Annotated in this window: 26 protein-coding genes and 1 riboswitch; of the genes, 9 read left to right on the top strand and 17 right to left on the bottom strand. The window is 73.4% G+C overall.

Annotated elements, in window-relative coordinates:
- Window positions 1-21: 21 nt before the first annotated feature.
- Together ACZ6S0_RS07875 and ACZ6S0_RS07870 are read right to left on the bottom strand one after the other, a co-directional pair.
- Window positions 22-1,692, bottom strand: coding sequence for a hypothetical protein (locus ACZ6S0_RS07875; protein WP_465914451.1), 1,671 nt, complete (start codon window positions 1,690-1,692; stop codon window positions 22-24).
- Between the two features lie 110 nt (window positions 1,693-1,802).
- The gene (locus ACZ6S0_RS07870) at window positions 1,803-2,642 is read right to left on the bottom strand and encodes a L,D-transpeptidase family protein (protein WP_465914449.1); all 840 of its coding nucleotides are present in this window, start codon (window positions 2,640-2,642) and stop codon (window positions 1,803-1,805) included.
- Window positions 2,643-2,740: 98 nt separating this feature from the next.
- Between ACZ6S0_RS07870 and ACZ6S0_RS07865 the strand changes: the two genes are divergently transcribed.
- Window positions 2,741-3,217 carry a YbaK/EbsC family protein gene (locus ACZ6S0_RS07865; protein WP_465914447.1) on the top strand — a complete coding sequence of 159 codons (477 nt, stop codon included), beginning with the start codon at window positions 2,741-2,743 and terminating at the stop codon, window positions 3,215-3,217.
- Window positions 3,218-3,227: 10 nt separating this feature from the next.
- On the top strand, window positions 3,228-3,803 hold the full coding sequence (locus tag ACZ6S0_RS07860) for a GNAT family N-acetyltransferase (RefSeq protein ID WP_465914445.1): 576 nt from the start codon (window positions 3,228-3,230) through the stop codon (window positions 3,801-3,803).
- 216 nt (window positions 3,804-4,019) lie between these two features.
- On the opposite strand, the gene metF is transcribed toward ACZ6S0_RS07860, so the two are convergent.
- On the bottom strand, window positions 4,020-4,940 hold the full coding sequence (gene metF, locus ACZ6S0_RS07855) for a methylenetetrahydrofolate reductase [NAD(P)H] (RefSeq protein ID WP_465914442.1): 921 nt from the start codon (window positions 4,938-4,940) through the stop codon (window positions 4,020-4,022).
- Window positions 4,941-5,033: 93 nt separating this feature from the next.
- On the opposite strand from metF, the gene ACZ6S0_RS07850 reads away from it, so the two are divergent.
- Window positions 5,034-6,101 (top strand): polyprenyl synthetase family protein, encoded by a 1,068-nt coding sequence (locus tag ACZ6S0_RS07850; protein WP_465914440.1) that lies wholly within the window; start codon window positions 5,034-5,036, stop codon window positions 6,099-6,101.
- 54 nt (window positions 6,102-6,155) lie between these two features.
- Here ACZ6S0_RS07850 and thiE read toward each other — a convergent pair whose 3' ends face one another.
- The 3 genes from thiE to ACZ6S0_RS07835 are packed head-to-tail and all read right to left on the bottom strand — an operon-like array spanning window position 6,156 to window position 8,340.
- Window positions 6,156-6,794, bottom strand: coding sequence for a thiamine phosphate synthase (gene thiE / locus ACZ6S0_RS07845; RefSeq protein ID WP_465914438.1), 639 nt, complete (start codon window positions 6,792-6,794; stop codon window positions 6,156-6,158).
- Window positions 6,772-7,146 (bottom strand): Rv2175c family DNA-binding protein, encoded by a 375-nt coding sequence (locus ACZ6S0_RS07840; RefSeq protein ID WP_465914436.1) that lies wholly within the window; start codon window positions 7,144-7,146, stop codon window positions 6,772-6,774. Before ACZ6S0_RS07840 ends, thiE begins: the two co-directional genes overlap by 23 nt.
- Before the next feature lie 30 nt (window positions 7,147-7,176).
- Window positions 7,177-8,340, bottom strand: coding sequence for an NAD(P)/FAD-dependent oxidoreductase (locus tag ACZ6S0_RS07835; protein WP_465914434.1), 1,164 nt, complete (start codon window positions 8,338-8,340; stop codon window positions 7,177-7,179).
- 58 nt (window positions 8,341-8,398) lie between these two features.
- Window positions 8,399-8,515: riboswitch (TPP riboswitch) on the top strand.
- On the opposite strand from ACZ6S0_RS07835, the gene thiO reads away from it, so the two are divergent.
- The 4 genes from thiO (at window position 8,484) to pknB (ending at window position 12,682) form a co-directional block, all read left to right on the top strand.
- On the top strand, window positions 8,484-9,632 hold the full coding sequence (thiO, locus tag ACZ6S0_RS07830) for a glycine oxidase ThiO (RefSeq protein ID WP_465914432.1): 1,149 nt from the start codon (window positions 8,484-8,486) through the stop codon (window positions 9,630-9,632). It overlaps the preceding riboswitch by 32 nt.
- The gene (gene thiS / locus ACZ6S0_RS07825) at window positions 9,629-9,829 is read left to right on the top strand and encodes a sulfur carrier protein ThiS (RefSeq protein ID WP_465914430.1); all 201 of its coding nucleotides are present in this window, start codon (window positions 9,629-9,631) and stop codon (window positions 9,827-9,829) included. Before thiO ends, thiS begins: the two co-directional genes overlap by 4 nt.
- A complete protein-coding gene (locus tag ACZ6S0_RS07820) occupies window positions 9,822-10,577 on the top strand; it encodes a thiazole synthase (protein WP_465914428.1) in 756 nt (251 codons plus the stop codon). Before thiS ends, ACZ6S0_RS07820 begins: the two co-directional genes overlap by 8 nt.
- Before the next feature lie 161 nt (window positions 10,578-10,738).
- Entirely contained in the window at window positions 10,739-12,682 is a 1,944-nt protein-coding gene (pknB, locus tag ACZ6S0_RS07815) for a Stk1 family PASTA domain-containing Ser/Thr kinase (RefSeq protein WP_465914426.1), read from the top strand.
- Window positions 12,683-12,703: 21 nt separating this feature from the next.
- On the opposite strand, the gene alc is transcribed toward pknB, so the two are convergent.
- The 3 genes from alc to ACZ6S0_RS07800 are packed head-to-tail and all read right to left on the bottom strand — an operon-like array spanning window position 12,704 to window position 16,113.
- Window positions 12,704-13,648, bottom strand: a complete 945-nt coding sequence (gene alc / locus ACZ6S0_RS07810) for an allantoicase (protein WP_465914424.1) — start codon at window positions 13,646-13,648, stop codon at window positions 12,704-12,706.
- Entirely contained in the window at window positions 13,649-14,959 is a 1,311-nt protein-coding gene (allB, locus tag ACZ6S0_RS07805) for an allantoinase AllB (RefSeq protein WP_465914422.1), read from the bottom strand.
- Window positions 14,956-16,113, bottom strand: a complete 1,158-nt coding sequence (locus tag ACZ6S0_RS07800; RefSeq protein ID WP_465914420.1) for a glycerate kinase — start codon at window positions 16,111-16,113, stop codon at window positions 14,956-14,958. The genes allB and ACZ6S0_RS07800 overlap by 4 nt, the downstream gene beginning before the upstream one ends.
- Window positions 16,114-16,532: 419 nt before the next feature.
- Between ACZ6S0_RS07800 and ACZ6S0_RS07795 the strand changes: the two genes are divergently transcribed.
- A complete protein-coding gene (locus ACZ6S0_RS07795) occupies window positions 16,533-17,756 on the top strand; it encodes a winged helix DNA-binding domain-containing protein (RefSeq protein WP_465914419.1) in 1,224 nt (407 codons plus the stop codon).
- Window positions 17,757-17,775: 19 nt separating this feature from the next.
- Here the strand turns inward: ACZ6S0_RS07795 and ACZ6S0_RS07790 are convergent, their stop codons facing one another.
- The 8 genes from ACZ6S0_RS07790 to ACZ6S0_RS07755 all read right to left on the bottom strand — a co-directional run bounded on the left by ACZ6S0_RS07790 (window position 17,776) and on the right by ACZ6S0_RS07755 (window position 23,570).
- The gene (locus tag ACZ6S0_RS07790) at window positions 17,776-17,988 is read right to left on the bottom strand and encodes an EF-hand domain-containing protein (protein WP_465914418.1); all 213 of its coding nucleotides are present in this window, start codon (window positions 17,986-17,988) and stop codon (window positions 17,776-17,778) included.
- Between the two features lie 74 nt (window positions 17,989-18,062).
- Window positions 18,063-19,472 (bottom strand): 8-oxoguanine deaminase, encoded by a 1,410-nt coding sequence (locus ACZ6S0_RS07785; protein WP_465914416.1) that lies wholly within the window; start codon window positions 19,470-19,472, stop codon window positions 18,063-18,065.
- Window positions 19,469-19,942, bottom strand: coding sequence for a (2Fe-2S)-binding protein (locus tag ACZ6S0_RS07780; protein ID WP_465914414.1), 474 nt, complete (start codon window positions 19,940-19,942; stop codon window positions 19,469-19,471). The genes ACZ6S0_RS07785 and ACZ6S0_RS07780 overlap by 4 nt, the downstream gene beginning before the upstream one ends.
- Entirely contained in the window at window positions 19,942-20,802 is an 861-nt protein-coding gene (locus ACZ6S0_RS07775; protein WP_465914412.1) for an FAD binding domain-containing protein, read from the bottom strand. The genes ACZ6S0_RS07780 and ACZ6S0_RS07775 overlap by 1 nt, the downstream gene beginning before the upstream one ends.
- Window positions 20,803-20,823: 21 nt before the next feature.
- Window positions 20,824-21,687, bottom strand: a complete 864-nt coding sequence (gene pucL, locus ACZ6S0_RS07770) for a factor-independent urate hydroxylase (RefSeq protein WP_465914410.1) — start codon at window positions 21,685-21,687, stop codon at window positions 20,824-20,826.
- The gene (gene uraH / locus ACZ6S0_RS07765) at window positions 21,688-21,987 is read right to left on the bottom strand and encodes a hydroxyisourate hydrolase (protein ID WP_465914407.1); all 300 of its coding nucleotides are present in this window, start codon (window positions 21,985-21,987) and stop codon (window positions 21,688-21,690) included.
- Window positions 21,984-22,523 (bottom strand): 2-oxo-4-hydroxy-4-carboxy-5-ureidoimidazoline decarboxylase, encoded by a 540-nt coding sequence (uraD, locus tag ACZ6S0_RS07760; protein ID WP_465914406.1) that lies wholly within the window; start codon window positions 22,521-22,523, stop codon window positions 21,984-21,986. Before uraD ends, uraH begins: the two co-directional genes overlap by 4 nt.
- A 102-nt stretch (window positions 22,524-22,625) precedes the next feature.
- Window positions 22,626-23,570: an NADP-dependent oxidoreductase gene (locus ACZ6S0_RS07755; RefSeq protein WP_465914404.1), complete on the bottom strand. Its 945-nt coding sequence runs from the start codon at window positions 23,568-23,570 to the stop codon at window positions 22,626-22,628.
- Window positions 23,571-23,736: 166 nt separating this feature from the next.
- Here ACZ6S0_RS07755 and ACZ6S0_RS07750 point away from each other — a divergent pair, with 166 nt between their 5' ends.
- The gene (locus tag ACZ6S0_RS07750) at window positions 23,737-24,576 is read left to right on the top strand and encodes a deoxyribonuclease IV (RefSeq protein WP_465914401.1); all 840 of its coding nucleotides are present in this window, start codon (window positions 23,737-23,739) and stop codon (window positions 24,574-24,576) included.
- The last annotated feature ends 64 nt before the right edge of the window (window positions 24,577-24,640 follow it).

Below are 24,640 nucleotides of genomic sequence, written 5' to 3'. Positions count from 1 at the left end.
GCCCCGGGAGGCGGTCGGGGGTCAGCCGCAGCGCCGGTTCGCCCAGCTCGTCCAGCCCTGGCGGACGCCGCCCTCGCCGGTGGCGGCCCAGCCCTCGGGCGGCGCGGCGGCCGGCGGCACAACGGCGGTGCAGGCGCCCGGTGGCGGCGGGCCGGCGAACCGCTCGATCTCCGTCCACCACACCCGGTACGCCAGCGGCAGCCGCACGTTCCACGCCACCCGGGCGTCCACCGCCACCCCGCCCAGGGACGGCGCGGGCAGCCAGGCACGGCCCGGCGCGGGCGGACGGGGCGCCAGGTACACCGCGAACGCGCCGTGGACGAGCATCAGCGCACCCACGGCGAGCGGCCCGGCCAGGCGAGGGCCGAGCAGGGCGCAACCGGCCAGGCAGGCCAGCAGCGCCAGGGCCGACAGCGACGCGCCGACCAGGTCGAACGCGCCGGGCTCACCGGTAAGGAAGATCATCTCAGGGAAGTCGAACGCGATGAAGGCGTAGCGTTCCAGCCGGTCGCCCGCGTACCAGAGGGTCACCCCGCCGGTCACGGCCAGCAGCCCGGCGGCGACCGCCGCGTGCCGGACCGCCGCCGGACGGCCACTGCGCAGCAACGTGAGCATCCCGGCCAGCGTCCAGGCCACGGCGACGCAGGCCAGGTAGCGGCCGTAGGCGTAGTTGCCCACGCGGTGCTCGTCGGGGAGCGCGGCGGAGGAGGCGTACGCGATGCCCAGCGTCGCCAGCAGCAGCGCACCGGCCACGGCGCGCTGCGCGAGGGGCGCGGCCCGCCGCGCCAGCAGGACGGCCGCGCCCGACAACCCGACGCCCGCCAGTCCCCACGTGCCGGCGACGAGGTACCAGAGCTGCCCGGCCGCCCCCGACAGCGCCCACGCCTGGCCCTCCAGGCTGGTCAGCCTGGTGAGCAGCAGGCCGCCCAGGTCCCGCGTCCCGGTGGGATACAGCTCGGCCCGCAGCAGCGCGTTGAGCGCCCAGCCCGCCGCCGCGCCGGCGACCGAGCAGGTCAGCGCCGCGAGCACGGCCCCGCGCGGCACCCGCCGGGCCAGCACGGCCACGGTGAGCAGGGTGACCGCCAGGATGACGGTTCCGCGCAGGTGGACCGCCATCGCGTACGCGGCCGGTCCGCCCATCGCGATCCCGGCCCGTACCGAGCCGCGGGCGGCGAAGTCGTGCACCGCGACCAGCCAGCCCAGCACCACGACCGGCAGGATAGCGTCGGCCAGCGCCAGCCCCGCGAACAGCATCAGCGCGGGCGACAGCCCGACCGCGAAGGCCACCGCCAGGGCCGTGCCCCGGCGCGCGCGCAACCGGCGCAGCAGCACGTACGCCACCGGGTAAGCGCCGGCCGCCACCACCGTCCCCACCACGACCACCAGCCGGTAGGCCACCACCGGGTCGGAGGTCAGCCAGAACGCGGGCACCAGCAGCAGCGCGTACCCGGCCTGGTAGAACGTCGTGCCGGACAGGTCGGCCCCGGCCCCGCCCGCCATCCACCGGGCGGCGAGGAGGTAGCCGATCTCGTCCGGGTTCGCCACGGGCCCGGTGTGATAGCGGTACAACCACAGCCGCAGCACCACCTGTGCGGCCCACCCGGCGGCCAGCAGCCACCACACCCGCCGCGGCCTTGCCTGGCTTCCGAGCACGGCGGGGGCCGGCGGCCTCGCCACGAACGCAGTCGTCATGAGCTCCTCCAGAAAGTCCGGAGGAAGCCCACCAAAAACCCGATAACCGGCCCGTCACCACATCCGGTTATGCGGGCGTTATACGGTCAGCGCCCGGCCGAGCGGGTCGCTCAGGCGCGCTTGAACTTGCCCCTGACGTGCACCGGCACGCCCTTGCCCAGCAGCTTGGGCAGTTCCTCTGCCACGTTCATCGGCAGGCGGACGCATCCGTGCGAGGCCGGGTAGAGCGGCACCGACAGCGCCCCGTGGAAGGCGATCCCGCCGTTGAAGAAGATCGGGTTGTACAGCTCGCCCAGGTACGACTTGTGCCACCCGCTCGCCCGCCACGTCGTGCGGTAGTTGCCGGTCGGCGTGCTCGCCGAGCCGCAGAAGCGCTGCGTCTTGCCCTGCCAGTCGGCGGTCTCGCAGTACGGGACGTTGCTGCCGGAGGACACGTGGGTGATCAGCTTCACCTCGCCGCGGACGTACAGCACCATGATCTGCTTGGTCAGGTCGACCTCGGCGCGGGTGGGCTTGCCGTTCGCGGCCAGCACCTTCGGCGTCTTCGGCGTCTCCAGCGCGTCCCACGTGCGACCGGCGATGGTGCTCGCCGGCTTGATGCCGTTGACCTTCTGGAACGCCCACACGGCCGCCAGCGTGGTGCCGCCGTAACGCCCGTCGGCCTTGCCCGGCCGGTAGCCCAACTCCTTCAGCCGCTTCTGCAGCCAGGTGACCGACTTGCCCTTGGCGCCCAGCTTGAGCGTCTTGCGCGGGGCGGCCACCGGCGCCTGCGTGGCGGCCGGTCCGCCCTGCCCCGCGGCGGGCGGGGCGGTCTGCGTGGTGGCTAAGGCGGTGGACGGCGCAGCGGGCGCGGCATGGTCGACCTGCGCCGCCCTCGTCCCGCAACCCGAGAGGACGACCGCTCCGGCCGTCAGGAGAGCAGCCGCTCCGGGCAGCCGTCGAACCTCCACGTTTACCACCTCTCCCACCATTCACCAACAGATCAGGAGACCCTATACCACTTACCAACAATGGGTAATCGGAGCGCCAACCTGTTTAGAGTGTCCCCATGTCTGAGAAGTTGCCGGCGAACGCCGTTGTCGTTGAATCCGCGCTGCGCGAACTGGGCGCGCAGGGTGAGATCGTCGTCCTGCCGGAGAAGGCTCCCACGGCGGCGACCGCCGCGGCGCAGCTCGGGTGCGAGGTGGGCGCGATCGCCAACAGCCTGATCTTCGACGCCGACGGGTCGCCGCTGCTCGTGCTGACCAGCGGCGCGCATCGCGTGGACGTCGAGCTGATCGCCCGTACGGCGGGCGTCGAGCGGGTACGCCGGGCCACGCCGGAGTTCGTCAGGCAGGCCACCGGCCAGCCCATCGGCGGGGTGGCGCCGGTCGGGCATCCGGCGCCCGTACGGACCCTGGTGGACAACTGGCTGGGCAAGCACGAGGTGGTGTGGGCGGCCGGCGGGCACCCGCACACGGTGTTCCCGACCACGTTCGACGAGCTGGTGCGCATCACCGGGGGCACACCCGTCGACGTCGAGTAATGTGCGACGGGTGATCGAGTTTCGCGGAGCCGGTCCGGCCGAGTTCGCCGAACGGCTGGAGACGGTGATCGGCATTTACACGGCGGCGATGAATCCCCCGCAGGAGCAGATCGCCGGCCGCAAGACCATCATGCGAAATCACTCGACATATCCCTATTTCCAGTGCTATTTCGCAGAATTGCGTGATTCGTCGCTAGATGCGGCTTCTGTCCCCGAATTCCCGATCGTCGGGTTCGCCTACGGCTTCCGGGGTGCGCCGGGACAGTGGTGGCACGACGTCGTCCTGCGGGGCCTGGCCGAGCGGCTGGGCCCCGAGGCGGCCGGCGCCTGGATGGGGCACGCGTTCGAGCTGGCCGAGATCCACGTACACCCCGACTACCAGGGTAAGGGCATCGGCCGCGCCATGATCCGCACCCTGTGCGCCGGCCGCCGCGAGCGCTCGGCCATCCTGTCGACCCACGACCAGCCCACGGCCGCCCGCCACCTCTACGCCAGCATGGGCTTCACGGACCTGCTGACCGCGTTCGTCTTCCCTGGCGGCCACGAGGAGTACGCGATCGCGGGCCGCCCCCTGCCGCTCCCCTGACGGCCACCCCTCCCTTTGCCCGACCCTTTTACCTGGGCTTCACGGCTGAGGTCTCTGTGGCCCACGGGTTTGCCGAGCATGACGTGCGGGCACCATTCATGACAGAAAGTGACGGCACCTTTACTCCATGGCTACTGTCCCCTGCCCGTCACCCGCCCGGTCCCCCTGCGGGCGGGTGGCGGGCTCCCCACTGCCAGGACCCGGTTTCAGCGGCGGTCAGGCCGAGAGGGAGACCTGGTCGAGTCGTTCGAACACCTCGCGAGACGCGCTCGACCGGTTGAACGTGATGAAGTGGATCCCCGGAGCGCCCTCGTCGAGCAGGCGCTGGCACAGCTCGGCGCCGTGGTCGATGCCGAGCCGCCGCACCGCCGCCGGGTCGTCCTTGACCGCCTCGAAGCGCGCCGCCACGCCGGGCGGGAACGGGGCGCCCGAGAGCTGCTCCGAGCGGGCGATCGTGCTCATCTGCGTGACCGGCATGATGCACGGGATGATCGGGGTGTCGCAGCCCTTGGCCACCACCCGGTCGCGCAACCGCAGGTAGTCGTCGGCCTGGAAGAACATCTGGGTGATCGCATAGTCGGCCCCCGCCCGGCACTTCTGGACGAAGTATTCGGTGTCGGACTCGATGGACGGCGAGCGCGGATGCTTGTAGGGGAAGGCGGCCACGCCGACGCAGAAGTCTCCGGCCTGCCGGATCAGGCGTACGAGATCCTCGGCGTAGAGCACGCCCTCGGGATGGCGCACCCACTCGGCGGCCGGGTCGCCGGGCGGGTCGCCGCGCACCGCCAGGATGTTGCGCACGCCCGCGTCGGCGAAGCGGCCCACGAGGTGGCGCAGCTCGCGCACGGAGTGGTTGACCGCGGTGAAGTGCGCCACGGGGGTCAGCGTCGTGTCGTGGGCGATCCGCTCGACGATGTCGACCGTGCGGTCGCGGGTGGACCCACCCGCCCCGTACGTCACGGACACGAACGTGGGCCGCAACGACTCCAGCTCCCTGATCGCGCGCCACAACTGCCGCGCCCCCTCGTCGGTCTTCGGCGGGAAGAACTCGAAGGAGAACGACCGCGCGCCGGAGGCGAGCATGTCGCGGACGGTGGGAACACGATCGGGCCGGATGGAGGATCGACCAAGCGCCATGAGCCCAAGGCTACCGTCAGTTCCGCCGATCCACCGGGTCGCTGGAGACACCTGGGCATCCGTGCCCGGCCGTACGGCCACTAGTCTGCTGGCATGACCACTGACGCCGCCGGCATGGGCACCTTGCGCGCGCAGGTGGAGCGCGCCCTAGCGGAGTTCGTCGAACGGCGGCTGCCGGCGGACGGCGAGCCCGACTTCGCGCCGCTGCGCAAGGCCGCCGACGAGCTGCTGTCGGGCGGCAAGCGCCTGCGCCCGGCCTTCTGCTACTGGGGCTGGCGCGGCGCGGGGGGCGCCGACGTGCCCGGCATCTTCACCGCCGCCGCCTCCCTGGAGCTGCTGCAGGCCAGCGCGCTGGTGCACGACGACGTCATGGACAAGAGCGACCTGCGCCGGGGCATGCCGTCGGCGCACCGCCGCTTCGAGGCGATGCACGTGCGCTCGGGCTGGCAGGGCTCGGCGGGCCAGTTCGGCGAGGGCGCGGCGATCCTGCTGGGCAACCTGCTGCTGATCTGGTCGGGCGAGATGTGGCGGCGCAGCGGGCTGCCGCGCGAGTCGCTGGAGGCGGCCCAGCCCGTCCACGACCACATGCGCAGCGAGCTGATGTGCGGCCAGTACCTCGACCTGCTGGAGCAGGCGACCGGGGAGAACACGTTCGAGTCGGCGCTGCGGGTGGCGCTGTACAAGAGCGGCAAATACTCGGTGGAGCAGCCGCTGCGGCTCGGCCTGACGCTCGCCGCCCGCGAGAACGCGCCGTGGATGGACGAGCTGTGCACCGGCTACGGCCGCCGGGTCGGAATCGCGTTCCAGCTCCGCGACGACATCCTCGGGGTGTTTGGCGACCCGGCGCAGACGGGCAAGCCCGCGGGCGACGACCTGCGCGAGGGCAAGCGTACGATGCTCATCGCCCGCACGCTGGCGGCGGCCTCCCCCGCGGCCGCGGAGACCGTGCGGCGGCTGCTGGGCGATCCCGGGCTGGACGAGCGCGGGGTCGAGGCGCTGCGGGAGATCATCGACGACACGGGCGCGCTGCGGGAGTGCGAGGACCTGATCGGCGACTACCTGGGCGAGGCGCTGGCGGCCCTCGAGTCGGCCCCGGTCACCTCGGAGGCGCGTACGGCGCTGGCCGAGCTGGCGATCGCGGCCACCTCGCGCAAGACCTGAGGCCCCGAGAAGGGTAAGGGGCGCCCGCCGGTCAGGCGGGCGCCTCGGGGATGATCAGCCCGCTGCGAGGCGTTTGGCGAACTCCGCGGCCGCCGCGCCGGGGTCGTCGGCGTCGGTGATCGCGCGGACCACCACCACCCGGCTCACCCCGTACGACATCACGTCGTCGAGGTTGCCCAGGTCGATGCCGCCGATCCCGAACCACGGCCGCGACGTGCCCAGCGCCGCCGCGTGCGCCAGCAGGGACGGGCCGGGGGCCGGACGCCCGGGTTTGGTGGGGGTGGGCCAGACGGGCCCGCAGCAGAAGTAGTCGACGCCCTCCTCCACGGCCGCGGCGGAAGCCTCGGCGGCGGAGTGGGTGGACCGTCCGATGACGATGTCGTCGCCGAGTATCTCTCGCGCGACCGTCACGGGAAGGTCGTCCTGCCCCAGATGGAGCACGTCGGGGCGGGCGGCGTAGGCGAGGTCCGCCCGGTCGTTGACGGCCAGCAGCCTGCCGTGCCGGTCACAGGCGTCGCGGAAGTGCTCGAGGAGCGCGAGTTCTTCGCGCGCCTCGAGACCCTTCTCCCGCAGTTGGATGATGTCCACTCCGCCGGCCAGCACCGCATCGAGGAACTCCGCCAGGTCGCCGCGGTCGCGGCGGCCGTCTGTGCAGAGGTAGAGGCGGGCGTCAGAAAGCGAGGGCCTGGGCACGCCGCTTCACCTCGGTGTGACGACCGGCCTTGATCGCCTGGATGGGCGACCCCGGCAGGGTCTCGTCTGGGGTGAAGAGCCAGCGCAGCGACTCGACGTCGTCGTAGCCGGCGTCCTGCAACACGGTCAGCGTGCCGGGCAGGCCCTTCATCACGTCTTGGCCGTCGAGGAACACCGCGGGCACCTGCGGCCCGCCGCTGCCCCGGCGCACGCCGAGGAGCTTGTGGTCCTTGAGGAGTTGTTTGGCCCGCCCGAGCGGAAGGTCGAGGCGCGTGGCCACTTCGGGGAGAGTGAGCCACTCGTCGACGAGCTGGTCGGTCTCCCGGTCGATCTGTGCAACAGAAAGCGTCACGAAACCACAACTACCACATGGCGCGCTTGCTCAAACAACACAATCCCGTAGGGAGACCTGTGGATCTACCAGGCGCTCCACGTCGAGGCGGTGGCCGGCCTCGATGATGCGCCGCCCCTGGACGAGGTCGCGCGGCCGGTCGACGGCCAGCACCGCGGCCAGCGTGTCGCCCTCGGTGAGCCACACGGCCGACCACTTGCCCTCGGGCTCGCCCCGGTAGACGAGCCGCTCGCCCGCGGGGTGGTGGCCGGCGTACTGGAGCATGTGGCCGAACTGCTCGGACCAGAAGTACGGCACCGGGTCGTAGACCGCCTCCTCCCCCAGCAGCGTCGCGGCGGCCACCTCGGGGGCGTTGAGCGCGGTGTCCCAGTGCTCCACCCGCAGCCTGGTCCGCCAGCGGCGCGACCACCAGGCGGCGCAGTCGCCGACGGCGACGGTGCCGGGCAGCGAGGCGCGCAGGTGCTCGTCGGTCACGACGCCGTTGTGCAGGTCGATGTCGGCGCCGGCCAGCCATTCGATCGCGGGACGCACGCCGATGCCGGTCACGACGACGTGGGCCTCGACGAACTCGCCGCCCACCAGGCGCACGCCGCCCTCGTCGACCGACTCGACCATGGTGTCCAGGCGCAGGTCGATGCCGTCGTACCAGGGCAGGGTGCGGGCCCCGATCCCGGTGCCGACGGCGGTGGCGAGCGGGGTGGCGGCGCTCTCGACGACCGTGACGGCGCACCCGGCGCGGCGGGCCGCGGTGGCCACCTCCGCGCCGATCCAGCCCGCGCCGATGACCACGACGCGGGCTCCCGGCACGAGCACGGCCCGCAGCTCGTGGGCGTCGTCGAGGGTGCGCAGGACGTGCTGGGGGCCGTCGCCGGGCAGCCTGATCGGCTCGGCGCCGGTGGCGATGACCAGGCCGTCGTAGCGAAGCTCGCCCTCGGTCGTCTCCACGACGCCCGCGCGCAGCGACTTGGCGCTCACCCCCGGGCGGAAGTCGACCTCCATCGCGTGCAGGTCGGTGTCGACGAAGCTCGTGTCGGCCTCGCCCTTGAGCACGGCCTTGGACAGGGGCGGCCGGTCGTAGGGCCGATGGCGCTCCTCACCCAGCAGGGTGATCCGGCCGGTGAAGCCGCGCCCGCGCAGGGCCTCCACCGTACGCACTCCGGCCAGGCCGGCTCCCACCACCACGACATGGTTCACGTTCATGACCATAACGGGGGCGGTGCGTGCGTCCGTCACCGAGGCCGTAGGCTGTGGGCGTAAGACGCGCGGGAGTCCGGCCGTAACCGGGCTGAGAGGAAGGCTTTGCCGGGCCTTCGACCGCAAGACACCTGATCCGGATCATGCCGGCGAAGGGAGCGCAGGTGGACGTGATCGTGGGCGGCGGGGTCGTCGGGCTGTCGGTGGCCTGGCGGCTGGCGCGCGAAGGGCGGCCCGTCACCGTCGTCGACCCGGCCCCGGGCACGGGGGCCTCGCACGCGGCCGCGGGGATGCTGGCCCCGGTCAGCGAGGTGACCTACACCGAGGCGCCGCTGCTGCGGCTGGGGGTGGCCGCACTGCGCCGCTGGCCCGCCTTCGCCGCCGAACTCACCGCGGAGGCGGGCGCGGAGGTCGGCACGGGCGGTGGTGGCCTGCTCGATCTGCGTTCTGACGGCACGCTCGACGTGGCCTTCGGCGCCGACGACCTGGCCGCGCTGGACGAGCTGGCGGCGTTCATGGAGAAGCTGGGGCTGACGGTCGAGCGCCTGACCGGGCGCGAGTGCCGCCGCCTGGAGCCCATGCTGGCCCCGTCCGTACGCGGCGGGCTGCTGGCGCCCGGCGACGCCTGGGTGAACCCGCGCCGGGTGACGGCGGCGCTGCTGACCGCGCTGGAGCGGCGCGGCGTGCCCGTGGTGCGGGCGCGGGCGCGCGAGCTGCTGCGCGCGGGCGGCGCCGTCACGGGCGCGATCACCGGCGTGCGCCTCGACGGGCCCGGTGGCGAGATCCTGGAGGCAGAGCGGGTGGTGCTGGCCGCCGGAGCCTGGAGCACCGAGCTGGCCGAGGTGCCGGTACGCCCGGTCAAGGGGCAGATCATGCGGTTGCGCTCGCCGCGGCCGCTGCTCACCCGCTGCGTACGCGGCACCGTGCACGGCTCGTCGGTCTACCTGGTCCCCCGGGGCGACGGTGAGCTGGTGGTCGGGGCCACCCAGGAGGAGCTGGGCTTCGACACCCGGGTCACGGCCGGCGGCCTGTACGAGCTGCTGCGCGACGCCAGAGAGCTGGTGCCGGGCGTCACCGAGCTGGAGATCGGCGACGTGGTGGCCGGGCTGCGTCCCGGCACGCCGGACAACCTGCCGCTCATCGGCCCGAGCGGCACCCCGGGGCTGACGTACGCGACCGGGCACCATCGGGGCGGCGTGCTGCTGGCCCCGCTCACGACGGCCATCCTGCTGGGCGAGGAGAGCGAGCTGGCGGCGCTGTGCGCCCCAGGGAGATTTCGGGAAATTTCATGATTGTTAGCATCAACGGGGCCGCGCACGAGGTGGCCGAAGGCACGACCGTGGCGCAGGCCGTACGCACATTGACCTCGGCCACCACCGGCGTGGCCGTGGCACTGAACGACGAGGTGGTCATCCGCGGCGCCTGGGAGACGACGGCGCTCAGCGACCGTGACCGCGTGGAGGTTCTGACGGCGGTGCAAGGTGGATGATCTGATCATCGCCGGGGAGAAGTTCTCCTCCCGGCTCATCATGGGCACGGGCGGCGCCCCCTCGCTCGAGGTGCTCGACCAGGCGCTGGCGGCGTCGGGCACCGAGCTGACCACGGTGGCGATGCGGCGGCTCGACCCCGGCGCGCGCGGCTCCGTGCTCGACGTGCTGCGCGGGCGCGACATCAAGGTGCTGCCGAACACCGCGGGCTGCTTCACCGCGGGCGACGCCGTGCTGACGGCGCGGCTGGCCAGGGAGGCCCTGGGCACGAACTGGGTCAAGCTCGAGGTCATCGCCGACGAGCGCACGCTGCTGCCCGACCCGATCGAGACGTTCGACGCGGCCGAGCGGCTGGTGGCCGACGGGTTCGTGGTGCTGCCGTACATCGGGGACGATCCCGCGCTGGCGCGGCGGCTCGAGCAGGCCGGCTGCGCGGCCGTGATGCCCCTGGGGGCGCCGATCGGCTCCGGGCTGGGCATCCGCAACCCGCACAGCATCGAGCTGATCGTGGAGGCCGCCGGCGTGCCGGTGATCCTCGACGCGGGCATCGGCACGGCCAGCGACGCCGCCCTGGCGATGGAGCTGGGCTGCGACGCCGTGCTGCTGGCCACGGCCGTCACCCGGGCGCAGCGGCCCGACCTCATGGCGGCGGCCATGAAGGGGGCGGTGGCGGCCGGGCGGCAGGCGCGGCAGGCGGGGCGCATCCCGCGCCGCCGCTACGCCGAGGCGTCCTCGCCGATGACGGCGTGACGTCGGTTCCACCCGCGCGGCCCCGGCCGTGGAGGTGCCACTCGCGCGGCCTTGGCCGTGGAGGTGCCGCCCCGAGGTGAGGGCGTTCCAACGGCACGTCTCCGCATCGGTTTCGGGCGGTAGGGCCATGCCGGGGCCAAAACGCCCGTAAACTCGGCGGGGTGGATACGACGACTGCGGACCCCCTGGTCGGGCGGCTTCTCGATAGGCGCTACCGCATCGAGAGCCGGATCGCCCGGGGCGGTATGGCGACCGTCTACCTCGCGCTGGACATCCGGCTCGACCGGACGGTGGCGCTGAAGGTCATGCATCGCTCGCTCGCCGACGACCCGGCGTTCGTCCGGAGGTTCATCGGCGAGGCGAAGTCGGTTGCCAGCCTGTCCCACCCCAACGTGGTGCACGTCTTCGACCAGGGCACCGACAACGACATCGTCTACCTGTCGATGGAATACGTCCCCGGCCGCACCCTGCGCGACATCCTGCGCGAGCGCGGCAGGCTCCCGGCCCGTGAGGCCCTCGAGATCATGATCCCGGTGCTGGCCGCCCTCGGCGCGGCCCACCAGGCCGGGATGGTGCATCGCGACGTCAAGCCGGAAAACGTGCTGATGACCGACGACGGCCGGGTCAAGGTCGTCGACTTCGGCCTGGCCAGGGCGATCGAGGCGACCAACCAGACCCGCACCGGCATGATGATCGGCACGGTCGGCTACATGGCGCCCGAGCAGGTCACCATGGGCGCCGCCGACGTCCGCAGCGACGTCTACGCGGCGGGCATCATGCTGTTCGAGCTGGTGACGGGGCAGCAGCCCTACGACGGCGAGACGCCGATGGCGGTGGCCTACCGGCACGTCCACGACACCGTGCCGCCGCCGTCCTCGGTGGCGCCCGACGTGCCGCCGCTGATCGACACGCTGGTGGGCCACGCGACCGCCCGTGAGCCGCAGGAGCGGCCCGCCGACGCGACCGCGCTGCTGGTGGCGGCGGTCGACGCGCACCGCATGCTGCCGCGCATGAGCGTCCCGCCGGGCACCGGCCCGGTCCTGTCGCACACCCAGCCGCCGGCGGCCCACGCCATGTCCGCGGCGTCGGCGGCCCACTCGGCGGCGCAGTCGGCGGCGCAGTCGGTGCCGCAGGCGGCCCCCGGTCACACGCTGATCCAGCCGCGCGCGGAGGCGCCCGCGCACCGCGCGCGCCGGCCCAAGTGGCCCCTGGTGACGCTGGCCGCCGTGCTGGTGGTCGTGGTCGGGCTGGTCGGCTGGTACATCGCCCAGCCCGAATACGTCACCGTGCCCAGCCTGATCGGCTCGAAGCTCACCGACGCCGAGAGAGAGCTGGCGGCCCGGGGCCTGCAGGTGCGCGAGGCCGACGGCCAGTACGACGAGAAGCTCGCCGAGGGTCTGGTGCTCAACACCTCCCCGGTGGCCGGCGCCGAGTTGGAGGAGGGCTCGACGGTCACGCTGGTGCTCTCACTGGGCCCCGAGCGCATCGTGGTGCCCAACGTGTCGGGCATGACCGGCAACGACGCCCGCGCCGCGATCGCCAAGGCCGGGCTGACGGTCGGCACCGTCACCCGCGTGCCCAACGCGGGGGTCGAGCGCGACAAGGTGATCAGCACCTCGCCGCAGGTCGGCGCGAAGGTCAAGAAGAACGCCAGGATCAAGATCCTCGTCAGCGCCGGGCTCGTCATGCCCGACGTCTCCGGCATGCCGAAGGACGAGGCGGCCGGCTATCTCGGCGGGCAGGGCTTCCAGGTGCAGGTCAACGAGGTCGACGACGACGCCGAGCCGTGCACGGTCATCGCCCAGGCGCCCAAGGCCAAGGCCGAGGTCAACCAGGGCGCGCCGGTCATGATCACGGTGGCGCGGTGTCAGACGGACTTCTGGCAGTGGTTCAGCGGCGGCGACGCCGAGGCCCGCGACGACCAGCAGTTCAGCCTGGTGCCCGGGGTGATCGGGAAGAACGTCAAGGACGCCGAGGCCGAGCTGAAGGCGCTGGGCTTCACGGTGAAGGTGCAGCGGCTGGCGAACGGGGGCGTGGTGCAGTACCAGCGCCCCCTCCCCAACAGCGAGCGCCCCTCGGGCAGCACGGTCTACCTCTGGCAGTAGACCCGCGCGACCCGCCGGGCGTCAGGCCAGGTGGCCGTGGAGGCGGACCCGGGCCAGGCCGCCGTCCGGGTAGATGTCCACCCGCACGTGGGTGACGGGCTCGGCCGGGTCGAGGCGGAAGCGGTGCGGCGTGTCGGGCTGCAACCGGGTCCTGGGCAGCAGCGGCACCTCGCGCTCGCCGTCCAGGCCGGTCAGCGACACCGCGCCGGGCGCGTTGAACAGCAGGTTTGTGGTGTCGATCTCGGCCAGCCTGACGAGGCCGCGCCCGGCCAGCCGGATGACGAGCCAGTCGTTGCCCCGGTCGCGCCGCCGGGCGGTCTCCCAGCCCTCCGCCTGGTGGCGGGCGAGCCCCGGGGCGATGACGTTCGCGGGGGTCGAGTAGAACTCGTCGGAGCAAGCGGTGACCAGGCCGCCGTTGGCCAGGGCGGCCAGGTCGAGGCCGAGGCCCTCGTACGCGGTCAGGTCGGGGCGGACCTCCCCGTGCACCCGGAGCCGGGCGACGCCCCCGTCGGGGTGGATGTTGAGCCGTACGTGGGTGTACCGGCCCTCGTCGGCGATCTCGAAGTGGTGCTCGATGTCCCCCTTGAGCGCCGACCTCGGCACGATCTCGGTCCACGGGGCCGCGAGCACCTCCTCGGGCGACGGGTGCCCGGACACGGCCGCCGCCTCGACGGACGCGTACGGCGGGTAGTTGCCCTTGAACCAGGCCGTGTCGATCACCACGCCCCGGATCACGCCGGGCAGGCCGAGCCGCACCACGGCCCAGTCGTGGCCGGGCGTGCGGCGGCGGCGGGTCTCCCACCCGTCGTAGACCTGGCCCTTGTTGCCGAACGTCTCCGGGCGGAAGACCGGGCGGCCGGGCCTGATCAGGCTCTCCTTCTCGGCGAAGGACTCGTCGCTGGCCGCCACGACCGAGCCGCCGTAGGCGCGCAGGGCGAGGTCGGGCAGGCTGGTGAAGGGCGTCATCTAACGGGCTCCCCACTGGAATCGTCCGTGCGGGCCGCCGTCCACCGGGCGGCCGCGCAGCCAGGTGGTCAGGACGGCGCCCTTGAGCGTGCGGCCGTGGTACGGGGTGACGGGGTTCCTGTGGTGGAGGCGGGCCGCGTCGATCAGGTGGTCGGCCGCGGGGTCGAAGGCCACGAGGTCGGCATCATTGCCAACCTTTATCCCACCTTTTCCGGAAATATTGGCTATTGAGGCCGGATTGGCTGACATCCAGCGTACGACGTCCGCCAGGCCGTGCCCGCGCCGCGCGGCCTCCGTCCAGACGGCGGAGAGCCCGAGCTGGAGCGAGGCGATCCCGCCCCACGCGGCCGCGAAGTCGGGCACCTTCAGCTCGGCCGTCGAGGGCGAGTGATCGGACACCACGCAGCTCAGCACGCCCCTGGCCAGCCCGTCCCACAGCAGGTCGCGGTTGGCCCGCGAACGGATGGGCGGACAGCACTTGTACGCCGTCTCCCCCTCGGGCACCTGCTCGGCCGCCAGCGTCAGGTAGTGAGGGCAGGTCTCGGCCGTCACCGCCACGCCCCCGGCCCTGGCCGCCTCCAGGACCTCCAGGCACTCGGCGCCGCTGACGTGCAGGATGTGCACCCGGCACCCGGTCTCCTCCGCCAGCAGGACGACCGTCTCGACCGCGCTGCGCTCGGCGGCGCCGGGCCGCGAGTCGAGGAACTCCCGGTAGCCCGGCCCGCCCGGCTCGGCGAGCAGCGCCGGGTCCTCGGCGTGCACCACCATCAGCCCGCCGAACCCGGCCACCTCCTCCAGCGCGACCCGCAGCTCCGCCACCGACAGCGGCGGGAACTCCTCGACCCCGGACGGCGACATGAAGCACTTGAACCCGTGGACGCCGCGCTCGTGCAGAGGCGCGAGGTCCTTGACGTTGCCGGGCACGGCCCCGCCCCAGAACCCGACGTCCACGTGACACTTCCCCTCGGCGGCCCGCAGCTTGGCGTCGAGGGCCTCCGTGGTGACGGTCGGGGGGATCGAGTTGAGCGGCATGTCCACGATCGTGGTGACGCCCCCGGCGGCGGCCGCCCTGGTGGCGGAGGCGAAGCCCTCCCAGTGGGCCCGCCCTGGCTCGTTGACGTGCACGTGGGTGTCGACCAGGCCGGGCAGGAGGGCCAGGTCGCGCAGGTCGATGTCCACGGTGGTGGCGAGCGGGGCGGCGTGGTCGTACAGGGCGGCGATCTTCTCCCCCCGTACGGCGACGGCGGCGGGCCGCTCACCCTCGGGCGTGACGGTCCTGCGGGACCTGACGACCAGGTCGAAAGGGGTCATTCAGCTCCCCCCGGAAGCTGGTCGGCGGCGAGCCGGGCGGCGAGGCGTTCGAGCAGCGGCCCGGCCTCGGACATGCAGCGGGCCGGGTCGGGCTCCAGGTCCGTCAGGGCGTAGGCGGCCCCGATGCCCGCGGCCTTCAGCTCGGCGTCGCCGAGCGTACGGCGCCCGCAGACGGCGACCACGGGCACGCCCGCCCTGGCCGCGGCCTGCGCCACGCCGATGGGCGCCTTGCCGCGCAGCGACTGCTCGTCGAGCGAGCCCTCGCCGGTGATCACCAGGCGGGCCCCCTTCACGTGCTCGCCGAACCCGAGCAGGTCGAGCAGGTAGTCGATGCCGGGCCGGATCTCGGCGTGCAGGAACGCCAGCGCCGCGAACCCCACCCCGCCCGCCGCCCCCGCCCCCGGCGCGCCCGCCACGCCCATCGCGCGCGGGACGCCGTCGTGCTCCACGGCCCCCATCAGCCCGTGGGTGGCGGTGGCGACGGCTGCCAGCCGGGCCAGACCGGCCTCCAGCGTCGCGACGTCGTCGGCGGTGGCGCCCTTCTGCGGCCCGTAGACGGCGGCGGCGCCGTGGGGGCCGAGGAGCGGGTTGTCGACGTCGCTGGCCACCACGAACTCGACCCCCGCGACGTCGAGGAAGCCCGACAGGTCGATGCGGGCCAGCTCCCGCAGCGCAGCACCACCGCGCGGCAGGTCGTGGCCGTCGGCGTCGAGCAGGCGGGCGCCGAGGGCCTGCGCCAGGCCCGCTCCCCCGTCGGTGCAGGCGCTGCCGCCCAGGCCCAGGACGATCCGCTTGGCGCCGCGGCGCACGGCGTCGGCGATCAGCTCCCCGGTGCCGTAGCTGGTGGCGGTCAGCGGCTCCGGCTCGCCGGGCAGGCGGCGCAGCCCGGACGCCTCGGCCAGTTCGACCACGGCCGTGTCGGCGGCGTGCCAGGCGTACGAGGCGGGGACGCGCTCACCGGTCGGCCCGGTGACGTCGATCGTGATCCGGCTGAAGCCGCCCGCGACGGCGGCGTCGACCGTCCCGTCGCCGCCGTCGGCCACGGGCAGTTCGACCGTGGGCACACCGAGACCGGCGGACACGCGGGAGGCCACCTCGGCGGCCGTCAGCGACCCCTTGAACTTGTCAGGGGCGACAAGAACGTGCTGAACCACAACGAACTCCCACCTGATGATGAACAATGTCCTGACACGCCTTCCTGCCCGGTGCGAGCGGGCAGGAAGGCGTGACTCAACATCCTGGCATTCGCGTGTTACGGGGAGCCACGCCGGTGTCCCGCCGGGACTCGTCCGGAACTCTGGCAGGCGCGTCAGCGTAGGGGCACGTCGCGACGGGTAGAAGACCTAGTCCCCTAGGCAAAGGCGAGGTGCGGAAATGCTCCCTGGATGCGGCAACTGCAATTGTGAGGACGTGTTCAGCACGGCCAGGCCGCCGCGCTGGACGACGTGGTACGTCGAGTAGCGGTCGGCTGACCCCTCGGGCCCACGCCCCGTCGACGGCGGTGGCGTGGGCCTCGTCACGCCCGCCGCCCGGCCGGACGCCCGTTATGCTCACCACGGGAAAGGGGGCGTTCGTGACGATTCCACCACCGCAAGTCCGGCCGGCGCAGTCCTCGCCGCCGCTCGTCTCGACCCTGCGGCGGCGGGCGCGGCTCGCCCTGCGGCACCGGCTGGCCCGTAAGGCGGCCACTCCGGAGGAGGCGGCGGCCTCCGTGGTGGCGCTGCACGGCACCGACCCGGCCACGGTGTTCCTGTCGGCGGGCGCGCGGCTGGCCGCCCCCGATCCCGCGCCGGTCGAGCGATCCCTGTACGCGGACCGCACGCTGGTACGCATGACCGGCATGCGGCGTACGGTCTTCGTGGTGCCCGCGCGGCTCGTACCGGTCGTGCACCACTCCTCGGCACTGGCCATCGCCCGCAAGGAGCGCGCGTCGGTGCTGAAGCTGGTCGCGGAGGGCGGCTGGGACGCGGCGCGGCTCGAGGACGTCGAGGCCGCCGTGCTGCGACTGCTGGCCGAGTCGGGCGACGCGACGGCGGCCGAGCTGGGGGTGCTGGAGCCGCGGCTGCGCGAGCGGTTCAGGGTGGCCGTGGGCAAGCCGTACGAGGGGGTGGTGAGCGTGGGGTCGCGCCTGCTGCCCCTGATGGCGATGGACGGCAGGCTCGTCAGGGGCGCCCGCGTGTCCGGCACCTGGGTCAGCGGCACGCACTACTGGGGCCTGGCCCCCGAGATGGCGGAGCTGGCCGCGCACGAGGCGCAGGCGGAGCTGGTGTGCCGGTGGCTGGCGGCGTTCGGCCCCGGCACGGAGGCGGACCTCAAGTGGTGGACCGGCTGGACGCTCAAGGACGTCCGCCGCGCCCTGGCCGCCGTCGGCGCCGTGGCCGTGCGCCTGGACGAGGGCGCCGGCTACGTCCTGCCGGACGACCTCCCCGGCGAAGAACCCCACGACGGGCCGGACGGTGGGCCCGAGCCGTGGGCGGCGCTGCTGCCCGCGCTCGACCCGACCCCGATGGGCTGGCAGGCCCGCGACTGGTACCTGCCTCCCGAGCACCGGGCCGAGCTGTTCGACCGCAGCGGCAACGTGGGGCCGACCGTGTGGTGGGACGGCCGGGTCGTGGGCGGCTGGGCGCAGCGCCCCGACGGGGAGATCGGGTGGCGGCTGCTGGAGGACGTGGGCGCGGACGCCGTGGCCATGATCGAGGCCGAGGCGGCCGGGCTGGCCGCCTGGCTCGGCGACGTCCGGGTCACGCCCCGCTTCCGCACCCCGCTGGAACGGACGCTGTCCGCTCCAGGACCGTGAGGGGCGAGCCCCTGCGCACCTACGACACCGTGCGGACGAACTCCTCGAAGGAGTAACGGCCGTCCTGGTCGAAGTCGGCCTCCTGGCTCATGGCCCCGAGCGCCTCCTCCGAGAGCCCCGGGAAGTGCCGCCTCAGCTCGGCCTCGCTGATGTAGCCGTCGCCGTCGGTGTCGATCGCCGCGAACGTGTTCTTGAGCTGCGCCAGCCGCCCGTCTGGGAGTTCCTCCGCCACGAGACCGCCCTTTCCCTCTCGTTTCCTACCTTTCCACCCTAGTACGCAGGCACGGGACGGGATTCCCCCGGCCACTACGCCCCCACGCCGTCCTCGCTGCGGACCTGCCGGCCGGCCGTGACGCCGCGTTCGCGCGCCAGCCGCAGCAGCCGCCGGTGGGCCTCGGCGCCCGCGCGCCCTGCCGCGTCCTGGGCCAGCGTGCGCAGCTCGCCGTCGGCCACCACCGTGCGGCCCCCGACCAGCACCCTGGCCAGCGGCGGCGGGGGCCCGAAGACCAGCGCGCAGACCGGGTCGGCGACGGCCGCCGTGAACGGCCCGTCGATCCGCCACAGGGCGAGGTCGGCGAGCTTGCCGGGTTCGAGCGTGCCGAGTTCGGCCTCCCTGCCCAGGTTGCGGGCGCCGCCCAGGGTGGCCAGCTCCAGGGCCTGCCTGGCGGTGAGGGCCTCGGGGCCGTACCTGGCGCGCTGGAAGAGCAGCGCCTGGCGCATCTCCCCGGCCAGCGGGGTCAGCTCGGAGGAGGCGTTGCCGTCCACGCCCAGCCCCACGTTCGCCCCCTGGCGCAGCATCTCCGACACCCGGGCGATGCCCGCGCCGAGCCGCCCGTTGGAGGAGGGGCAGTGCGCGGAGCCGGTGCCGGTGGCGGCCAGCTTGCCGAGGTCGGCGTCGCTCAGGTGCACGGCGTGGGCGAACCAGACGTCCGGCCCGAGCCAGCCCAGCTTCTCCATGTAGTCGACGGGCCGCAGCCCGAACTGCTCCCGGCAGTGCTCCTCCTCGTCGAGCGTCTCGGCGAGGTGCGTGTGCAGCCGTACGCCCTTCGCGCGGGCCAGGGCCGCCGACTCGGTCATCAGCTCGGCGCTGGCCGAGAACGGCGAGCACGGCGCGACGGCGACGCGCAGCATGGAGGAGGGCGACGGGTCGTGGTAGGCGTCCACGGCCTCGGCCGTGGCGGTCAGGATCTCGTCCAGCTTCTCGACGACGTCGTCCGGCGGCAGCCCGCCCTGCGACTCCCCCCGGTCCATGGAGCCGCGCGCCGGATGGAAGCGCAGGCCCACCGCGCGGGCGGCCTCGATCTCGGCCGCGAGCAGGTCGCCCCTGCCCTTGGGGAAGATGTAGTGGTGGTCGCTGGAGGTGGTGCAGCCCGACAGCGCGAGCCAGCTCAGCCCGGCCGTGGCCGCGCCCGCGACGACCTCGGCGTCCATGGCGGCCCACACCTGGTAGAGGGCGACCAGCCACTCGAACAGCGTGGCGTCCTGGGCCAGCCCCTGCGAGGCCCACTGGTAGAGGTGGTGGTGGGTGTTGACCAGGCCGGGGGTGGCCAGGCAGCCGGTGCCGTCGATCCGGGTGGCGCCGGGGATCTCGGGGGCGGGCCCGGCGGCCACCTCGGCGATCCTGTCCCCTTCGATCCTGAGGTATCCGGACTCGATCTCGGGGCCGGTGACGGGGGCCACATGGACGTTCTCGATGATCACTGTCGTGCCGGTCACAGGGTGTCCGCCTTGCGTGCGGCGGCCAGGCGTACCGCGTCGAGGATCTTCTCGTAGCCGGTGCACCGGCACAGGTTGCCCGCCAGCGCCTCCCTGATCTCCGCGTCCGACGGCCGGGGCACGCGTTCGAGCAGGTCGTGTGCCTGCACCAGGAGTCCAGGCGTGCAGAAGCCGCACTGCACCGCCCCGCACTCCACGAACGCCTCCTGCACCGGATCGAGCCGGTCCCCGTCGGCGAGGCCCTCGACCGTGCGCACCCGCCGCCCCTCGGCCTGCCCCGCGGCCACCAGGCAGGCGCAGACGGGCAGGCCGTCCAGGTAGACCGTGCAGGAGCCGCACTCGCCCTGCTCGCAGGCGTTCTTGGAGCCGGGCAGGCCCAGGCGCTCGCGCAGCACGTACAGGAGGCTCTCGCCCTCCCAGACGTTCTCGGCGCTCTCCTCGCGGCCGTTGACGGTGAACGTGACGCGCATCAGGCGGCCCTCTTCTCCAGGTGGTCGTTCCAGGCCCAGGTGAGCGTGCGGCGGGCCAGCACGCCGATCGCGTGAACGCGGTAGGCGGCGGTGCCGCGCACGTCGTCGATCGGCGCGGCGGCGCGCGCGCACAGCTCGCCGAAGCGCCGCAGCAGGGCGGGGTCGAGCGGCGCGTCCCAGTCGAGCTCGGCGGCCAGCAGTTCCTCGGCCTCCAGGGCGCGGCGCGGGGTGGGCGCGGCCGAGCCGAGCCCGGTGCCGACCCGCCGCTCGCGCGGGTGCAGCGCGATCGCGAACGAGCACACCGCGATCACCATGGCGTTGCGCGTGCCGACCTTCGAGAAGTACTGCGGCCCGGTGGCGGGCGGCACGTGGACGGCCCTGATCAGCTCGTCCGGCTCCAGCGCGCTGCGCTTGACGCCGAGGTAGAACTCGGCGGCCGGGATCATCCTGACCCCGCGCCCGTACGACTCCACCTCGACCACCGCACCTGCCGCCAGCAGCGGCGGGTGGCTGTCGCCCGCGGGCGAGGCCGCGCCCAGGTTCCCGCCCACCGACCCGCGGTTGCGGATCTGCGGCGAGCCCACCGTACGGGCGGCCTGCGCCAGCCCCGGCAGCGGCCCGCCCAGCTCCTCGATGACCGCCGCGTACGGCACCCCCGCCCCCACCCGGCAGAACCCGCCCGCGATCGACCACTCCCGCAGCTCGGCCACCCGGTTGAGGTCGAGCAGCGTCTCCGGCCTGCGCACGTCGAAGTTCAGCTCGACCATCACGTCGGTGCCGCCCTGGATGGGCACGGCCTCGGGCCGGTCCGCCTTGGCGGCCAGCGCCTCCTCCCACGTCGTGGGGCGCAAGAAGTCCATGTCTGCCTACTCTCAGTCTGCCTACTCCCAGGCGAATCCGGCGTCGGGCGCGTCCTCGCGCAGCACGCCGCCCTCGATGAGTCCGTACGGGCGGTCGGCGGCGTAGAAGACCTCGTTGTCGTTGTCCAGGCCGAACGGCGACAGGTCCACCGCGAAGTGGTGCCTGTTCGGCAGGGAGAGCCTGATCTCGCAGATCCCGGGGCAGGCGGCCAGGGCCCGCTCGCCCATGGCGTAGAGGGTCTGCTGGAGGGAAAGGCTGTGGGTGCCCGAGAACGCGTCGAGCAGCGCCCCCCTGACCTGCTCGTACGACGTGTCGTAGGAGCGGGTCTCGTCCCCCGCGTGCCGCCAGCGGGCGGCGACCGCGGTGGCCAGCACGCGGTCGGCGGCGGGCGGGAGCGTGGTGTACTCGTCCACGAGGTAACCGTGGAACTCCGACCCCGTCGTGTTCAGCACCACCAGGTCCGTCAGCCCCGACACCACCGTACGACGCCCGTCGCGGTCGTGGTGCACCACGCACGTGCGCACCTCGCCCCCGTCGCGCACGAACGAGTGCGGTCCCGCGCGGTTCCAGCCGTACTCCTCGATCTCCACCCTGGCGTGGTGGATCGTCGGCTGCGTGGCGGTGAAGTGCCCCGCCAGCCGGAGCGCGAACTCCTCGATCTGGCCGACGCCGTGCCGCCTGGCGAAGGCGTAGACGGTGTTCTTCTGCGTGTCGGTCGGCAGCACGGCGGCGTTGTCGCCGGTCAGGTGGACCGCCTCCATGTCGCCCGACAGCGAGACGCTGACGTTGACGTCCTTGAGGTGGTGCACGGGGCCGTCCCTGACCACGTGGACGAGCCTGGTCTCCGCCTTGCCGTAGCGGTTCGCGCCGAGCCTGACGGTCATCTAGCTCCCTCGATAGGTGGAGTAGGCGTACGGGCTGAGCAGGAGCGGCACGTGATAGTGCTGACCGGGGTCGGTCACGGTGAAGGTGACGACCACCTCGGGGTAGAACGTCTCCTCCAGATACTCCCCCGTGTCGAACACCACCCGGTGGACCCCGGCCCCGGGGTCCCAGCCCTTGAGGCGGCCGTCGGCGTCGGTGCGTCCCTCGGCCACGACCCGGCCGTCGTGCTCGAGGCGTACGCGCAGGCCGGCGGCGGGGCGGCCGGTGACCGCGTCCAGCACGTGGGTGGAGAAGCTCATGCCCCCTCCCGCATCAGCTTCCCCAGCCGCAGCCGGGTGATCGCGGCCAGCTCCGCGCGGACGACCTCGCGCTCCCGCCGCCCTTCGTTGCCCAGCCGTTCCCTGAGCCCGGCCAGCATCTGGGAGCCGGAGAGCCCGGTGGCACAGACGAGGTAGACGTGACCGAACCGCTCCTCGTAGGCGCGGTTGCCGTCGGCGAGGGCGGCGCGCAGGCCGTCCTCGACGCCCGACTGCTCCTGCCGGGACCAGGCCGCCTGCCTGCCGCCGCCGTCCGCCCGCTCCCCGATCCTGGGGTGCGCGCTCAGGGCCTCCAGCACGTCGTCCCAGCCGAGTGCCCGCACGGCCGCCTCGGCGGCGGCCAGCAGCCCGTCCAGGTCCCCGTACGGCCTGCGCGCCGCCACCCGCGCGGCGAACGCGGGCGAGGCGCAGCAGGCCAGCAGACCGGCCTCGGCCTCGGCGGGCGGCCGGGCGTTGAAGACCAGGAGCGCGGCGTCACCGCCGGTGCCGGGGTCGTCGTCAGGGTCGTTGTCGGGCATGTCAGCAGTACACACACGCGCCCGCTGCCCGGTCCATCCCCGAGAACTCCCAATTCGCGCCCCGGATCGGCGGCACTTTTCGTGGCATGCTCCAACCCCCGCTCACATGGTGAAGACGGTCTTCCCCCTGGCGTGCCCGGCGGCCAGGCGGGACAGCGTGGCGGGGGCCTGGTCCAGGGGCACCTGGGCCTGCACCCGTACCCTGAGCCGACCGGCGTCGATCAGGTCGGCCAGCTCCGCCAGCGTCTGGCCGGTGACCCGGTTGACCACGTTCACGCCGCGCAGCTCCCTGGCGGCCAGCGCGTCGAGGTCGAGCGCGTGCACGATGCTGCAGATCACGCCGCCAGGACGCAGCAGCTCCTCCACGGGCTTGGTGGCGCCGGCCGGGGTGACCAGGTCGAGCACCGCGTCGATGCCGTCGGGGTGGGCGGCGAGCACCTGGTCGGCGAGCCGGCCCGTGGTGTGGTCGACGGTCTCGGCCGCGCCCAGCCCGCGTACGAGGTCCACGTCGGCGGGCGCGGCGGTGGCGACGACCCGGGCCCCCGCCAGTGCCGCGAGCTGGATGACCGCCTGGCCCACGCCGCCCGTCGCGCCGACGACGAGCACCGTGTGGCCCTCGTCCAGGCGGGCGGCCTCCACCAGGGTCCTGGCGGTCGCGCAGGCGGTGGGCACCGCGGCGGCCTGCTCGGGGATCATGCCCTTGGGCATGCGGGCGACGGGGCCGTCCTGGGCCACGACTCCGTACTCCGCGTAGCTGCCCAGGCCGCGCGCGGGGTCGCTGAAGCGACCGTAGACCTCGTCGCCCGGACGGAAGCCGCTCACCTCGGCGCCCACCGCGGTGACGACCCCTGCGCCGTCCTGGCCCATGATGAACGGGAACCTGGGTTGCATCCGGTGCTTCATGGCCCCAGCGGCGATCTTGGCGTCGACCGGGTTGTAGGCGGCGGCGCGCAGGCGTACGAGCAGCTCGCCTGGCTGAGGCTCGGGCTCGGGCGTCTCCACCAGCTCCGGGGCTGCCCCGAAGTCGGAAATGGCGATGGCACGCATGGACTCTCCTGTCTGGCCTGCGGGCGGACGCGTCAGGACGTTCCCCGCGGCGGGCGGCCCGAAGGGCGCGGGCCCGGTGTCTTGGACCAACCTTTGTCCGTACGCACCGGTCCGAGGGCGTCACCGTGACGGAGGCGTCCGCCGCCGCGCCTAGACTTGGAGCATCATGAGCGCGAAATCCCTGATCGGCGGACACGTGTCCGTGGCGGGCGGCCTGGCTACGGGCGGCCTGAAGTACATGGCCGAGATCGGCGCCGAGATGATCCAGGTGTTCGTCACCAACCCGCGCGGGTGGGCGCTCACCGAGGGCAGGCCCGAGGAGGACACGAAGCTGGCCGAGTCGGGCGTGGAGACGTTCGTCCACACGACCTATCTGGTCAACTTCGGCTCGCCCAGCCCCGAGACGCTGGCCCACTCCATCGCGACCGTGCGCCACACGCTGCGGCGCGGGGCGGAGATCGCCGCCAAGGGGGTGGTGGTGCACACCGGCTCGGCGGTGACGCAGCCGCACGACGACGCGATGCGCCAGGTGCGCGAAAACCTGCTGCCGCTGCTCGACGAGATCCCGGAGGGCGGGCCCGACCTGCTGCTGGAGCCGATGGCGGGCCAAGGGGCCATGCTGTGCGCCACCGTGCAGGACCTCGAGCCCTATCTGGCCGCGCTCGACCGGCATCCGCGCGTGGGCGTCTGCCTCGACACCTGCCACGCCTTCGCCGCCGGGCACGACCTGGCCGCCGAGGGCGGGGTGAAGGAGACGTTCGACGCCCTGCACGCCATCGCGCCCGGCCGGCTCAAGCTGATCCACGCCAACGACTCCAAGGACGTGTGCGGCGCGAAGAAGGACCGCCACGAGAACATCGGGGCCGGGCACATCGGCGCGGAGCCGTTCGCCGAGCTGATGCGGCATCCGGCGGTGGCCGGGGTGCCGATCTGCATCGAGACGCCGGGCAAGGCTCCCAAGCACGCCGAGGACATCGCCCTGCTGAAGAAGCTGCGCGACACCTGAGCCCGCGCCCCGGCCTCACCTGAGCCCGCGCTCCCGGCCTTCGGCGACGGCTGTGCGCGCGCCC

This window comes from Nonomuraea sp. NPDC051298 (assembly GCF_055586305.1).
The sequence above is the reverse complement of the archived record's forward strand: the minus strand, read 5'-3'. Positions and strand labels throughout refer to the sequence as shown.

Excerpts from the sequence above, each read along its gene's own strand:
- ACZ6S0_RS07780 (WP_465914414.1), bottom strand. The coding sequence starts at position 19,942 with ATGCGCGTCACGTTCACCGTCAACGGCCGCGAGGAGAGCGCCGAGAAC.
- allB (WP_465914422.1), bottom strand. The coding sequence starts at position 14,959 with ATGACCCCTTTCGACCTGGTCGTCAGGTCCCGCAGGACCGTCACGCCC.
- ACZ6S0_RS07750 (WP_465914401.1), top strand. The coding sequence starts at position 23,737 with ATGAGCGCGAAATCCCTGATCGGCGGACACGTGTCCGTGGCGGGCGGC.
- pucL (WP_465914410.1), bottom strand. The coding sequence starts at position 21,687 with ATGACCGTCAGGCTCGGCGCGAACCGCTACGGCAAGGCGGAGACCAGG.
- ACZ6S0_RS07775 (WP_465914412.1), bottom strand. The coding sequence starts at position 20,802 with ATGGACTTCTTGCGCCCCACGACGTGGGAGGAGGCGCTGGCCGCCAAG.
- alc (WP_465914424.1), bottom strand. The coding sequence starts at position 13,648 with ATGACGCCCTTCACCAGCCTGCCCGACCTCGCCCTGCGCGCCTACGGC.
- thiS (WP_465914430.1), top strand. The coding sequence starts at position 9,629 with ATGATTGTTAGCATCAACGGGGCCGCGCACGAGGTGGCCGAAGGCACG.
- ACZ6S0_RS07875 (WP_465914451.1), bottom strand. The coding sequence starts at position 1,692 with ATGACGACTGCGTTCGTGGCGAGGCCGCCGGCCCCCGCCGTGCTCGGA.
- ACZ6S0_RS07850 (WP_465914440.1), top strand. The coding sequence starts at position 5,034 with ATGACCACTGACGCCGCCGGCATGGGCACCTTGCGCGCGCAGGTGGAG.
- uraD (WP_465914406.1), bottom strand. The coding sequence starts at position 22,523 with ATGCCCGACAACGACCCTGACGACGACCCCGGCACCGGCGGTGACGCC.
- metF (WP_465914442.1), bottom strand. The coding sequence starts at position 4,940 with ATGGCGCTTGGTCGATCCTCCATCCGGCCCGATCGTGTTCCCACCGTC.
- ACZ6S0_RS07755 (WP_465914404.1), bottom strand. The coding sequence starts at position 23,570 with ATGCGTGCCATCGCCATTTCCGACTTCGGGGCAGCCCCGGAGCTGGTG.
- thiO (WP_465914432.1), top strand. The coding sequence starts at position 8,484 with ATGCCGGCGAAGGGAGCGCAGGTGGACGTGATCGTGGGCGGCGGGGTC.
- uraH (WP_465914407.1), bottom strand. The coding sequence starts at position 21,987 with ATGAGCTTCTCCACCCACGTGCTGGACGCGGTCACCGGCCGCCCCGCC.
- ACZ6S0_RS07865 (WP_465914447.1), top strand. The coding sequence starts at position 2,741 with ATGTCTGAGAAGTTGCCGGCGAACGCCGTTGTCGTTGAATCCGCGCTG.